General features: G+C 46.0%; 3 protein-coding genes. All 3 read right to left on the bottom strand.

Annotated features, from left to right (window positions below; translation table 11 throughout):
- Positions 1-1,049 (bottom strand): multicopper oxidase domain-containing protein (locus FH871_RS31570; protein ID WP_171063023.1); only part of this gene is annotated, 1,049 nt, incomplete at its 3' end.
- Positions 1,050-1,177: 128 nt separating this feature from the next.
- Entirely contained in the window at positions 1,178-1,504 is a 327-nt protein-coding gene (locus FH871_RS33880; RefSeq protein ID WP_229312283.1) for a DUF305 domain-containing protein, read from the bottom strand.
- Positions 1,505-1,945: 441 nt separating this feature from the next.
- Positions 1,946-2,659 carry a hypothetical protein gene (locus FH871_RS31560; protein ID WP_114408573.1) on the bottom strand — a complete coding sequence of 238 codons (714 nt, stop codon included), beginning with the start codon at positions 2,657-2,659 and terminating at the stop codon, positions 1,946-1,948.
- Positions 2,660-2,866: the final 207 nt, after the last annotated feature.

Raw genomic sequence — 2,866 nt, 5'->3', positions numbered from 1 at the left:
GCCCGAACTTCAAAAGCGCCACCGTTTGGGACAGTGATAATAAAGTCGTAGGTCTCAGCAATGGCGATTAGCCGCCGGTCAACCTCCACCGGTTGCACGTCAAGGCCATCGGCGGAAATCAGTTTCATGGGACCGCCGGCATAATTAATGTGAAAATAAGTGGACGCACTGGCGTTGATAACCCGAAGCCGAACGGTTTGGCCCGCTTTGATTTCCGGATACCGAACTGTGTCTTTTCCATTTACCAGGAACCGGTCGTAGTACACGTCGGAAATGTCCATCGGTGCCATCTTCATCATCGACTGCCGCAGGTACGCTCCCACCGCTTTGTGTTGAATAATGCGGTTGAGCGATTGGACATTATTTTTTTTGATGGAATACCATTCATTGCGCCGTTTCAGGTTTTTCAAAATATACTCTGGGTTCTCATCCGTCCAATCTGACAATAATAGTACCAAGTCATGATCCACTTTGTAAGTGGGCTGCTGGGGCTGAATCACGATGGAGCCATACACCCCGACCTGTTCCTGATAGCGGGTATGCGAGTGGAACCAGTACGTGCCGGACTGAACCAACGGGTACTCGAATGTATAGGTGTCGCCCGCCTGAATAGGGGGTGTATTCAGATATGAAACGCCATCCTGTTTATTGGGGAGCAGTATACCGTGCCAGTGCAACGAAGTTTCCGTTTTTAACTTGTTGTGTACCCGAATCACGGCTACATCGCCTTCGGTGAACCGCATGGTTGGTCCGGGAATATCCCCATTGATGGTCATGGCCTGCTTCGGCTTGCCGGTAATGTTGACCGTCTGCTCATCAATCGTCAGGTCGTATTCGACTCGCTTACCGGTGGGTTTCACGCGGTCAAGTGCCTGTGGCCGGGAGACGGGCAGGGACGTTTTAACTACCGGAAAGTTTGATTTGTCGGGATTAGCAGGTTGCTTAGCTGCCTGATCGCCAGCCGAAATAGTGTGCTGTTTGTGTTGCCCATAACTGGCTGTAAATAGAAATATCAACAGGCTTAACGTCGTAAAAATGGTGTTTTTCATAGTTATCGTACTCAGTGTATTTATTCTGATCGAACTGAAATGCAACCCTGTCAGATGGAAGGGCTGCCTGTTATATAGATATATGGTATTTTGAACCTTTAGAATTTAGCCCTAAAAGCCGCCCATTGCTATTTGTCTAACTGGGCTAGTTTGTCCTTCATTTGCTTTATTTCCTTTTCTTGGGCTGTAATAATGTCCTGCTGGAGCTTTTGTAGGTCAGGATCCGTCAGCTTCGCTTCTTTTGCCATTAGGATAGCCGCAGCATGGTGCGGAATCATGGACTTGGCAAACTCTCTATCGCCAACAAATCCCTGCTGACGGATAAGCAGGAAGAACCCGATCAGTGTAAGGGTACTGACAGCAATGATGAGGGTATTGCGCCGTTTGTCCATATACATGGATGACATCAGCAGAACTTCAATAATGACCATAGGCATGGTCATCAGGACTGCCATGTACATCTGATTAACGTTCGGAATTACGTTGGCAAACCGGTCGACCATCGAGTACATTAGTACATACATGGACGCGAATGATAGACCAGTCATTATAGCCAGTTTTCTGTAGTGTGGCCCATGGGTGGGTCCGTGAGGGAACGTGGAATGACCTGGCTGGGCTTGCCCCTCATGTTGTTTATGTGCTTCCATAGATCGATACATTAATTATCTTATAACCAATAAGCCGCCCAATCGGGTGACAAATCGACTTACAAGATTTGGTCTACTTCTTACGAAACTTTTGGAAATCAGGGACTTAATATGAAACCTACCTGATAATCAGCCTGTTCCACGGCTTAAACGACAAGGTTGGCAACCTCCCATTATTCTACCGATGGTTTGAAAATCAAGATTATACAGATTCGCTCATAAATCTCTACTTAGGATTTAAAAAGGAGATTACAATTTTCGCACGTAAAGCGTAATCGTGCCTTGCCTGATCCGGGTCGGATAGGTATCCAATTCCCGGTCGATGAGCTTATTATCCTGGGGTACCTGACGCGTGATATAGTAGGGATCGACGAAAATGATATTCATTCGCTCGATGCGATTTCCTTCCAACCGCTCAGTGTGTTTCAACAAGTGCTCGGTTCCCGAAGCGGCCTGGGTTTTGTCCTCATCTTCAAAATAACGGTAAGAGCAATACCAATACTTGTAGTAGTGGTGGTAGTTACTAAAGCAGTACTGGTAAGCTTCGGGGTTGTCTCTGATCTGCCGCAGCAGGTCGTCGGTTTCCTGAAGCTCCTTCTGTTCCCCAATACTAAGTACACTAGTTAGAGATTTATTTAGCAGACTATCGCGGTGCTCCTTTACATGACGCATGACCTCCTGGGGATCGATATCCCGCTTAATTTTATATTTATGTTTAAAATAGAAAGAGAGTGAAATAGCGGGTCGCTCGTAATTGATAAGTTTGAGATTTTTAAGTGGCTGTCCCGGGCGATGGTAGGGCTGGTAAAATTTCATGTAGTCGGCGGGCACAAAATAATATTCCAGATCGGCATCGATTGGTAGGGCCGAAACCTGGTTCATGACCGGTTGCAGAGTTATGGCCTGATCTTTCAGCGCTAAGCGGATAGCCGCCAGCGGGGCGGAATCAATGCGTTTGGTCATCGTTGGTAAGGGAATGTTGAAGTAGGTCGAACGGGCTCCTACTCTACCGAAAGATTAATAGAGTAAATCAGTATTTCTATTACAAGGTTTGGTATAACAGCTAAATACTCTGTCGTTTACCGTAAAAGTAAACAAATATACTCTTTTTGAACCTCTTTCCCCTTTCCAATAAATCACTTTTTTGATTTTTAATCTTTATCTTTTTTT

The sequence above is a fragment of the Larkinella sp. C7 genome (assembly GCF_006149005.1).
Taxonomy (GTDB): domain Bacteria; phylum Bacteroidota; class Bacteroidia; order Cytophagales; family Spirosomataceae; genus Larkinella.
The sequence above is the reverse complement of the archived record's forward strand: the minus strand, read 5'-3'. Positions and strand labels throughout refer to the sequence as shown.

Coding starts and splice junctions, on each gene's coding strand:
- FH871_RS33880 (WP_229312283.1), bottom strand. CDS start 1,504: ATGGCAGTCCTGATGACCATGCCTATGGTCATTATTGAAGTTCTGCTG.
- FH871_RS31560 (WP_114408573.1), bottom strand. CDS start 2,659: ATGACCAAACGCATTGATTCCGCCCCGCTGGCGGCTATCCGCTTAGCG.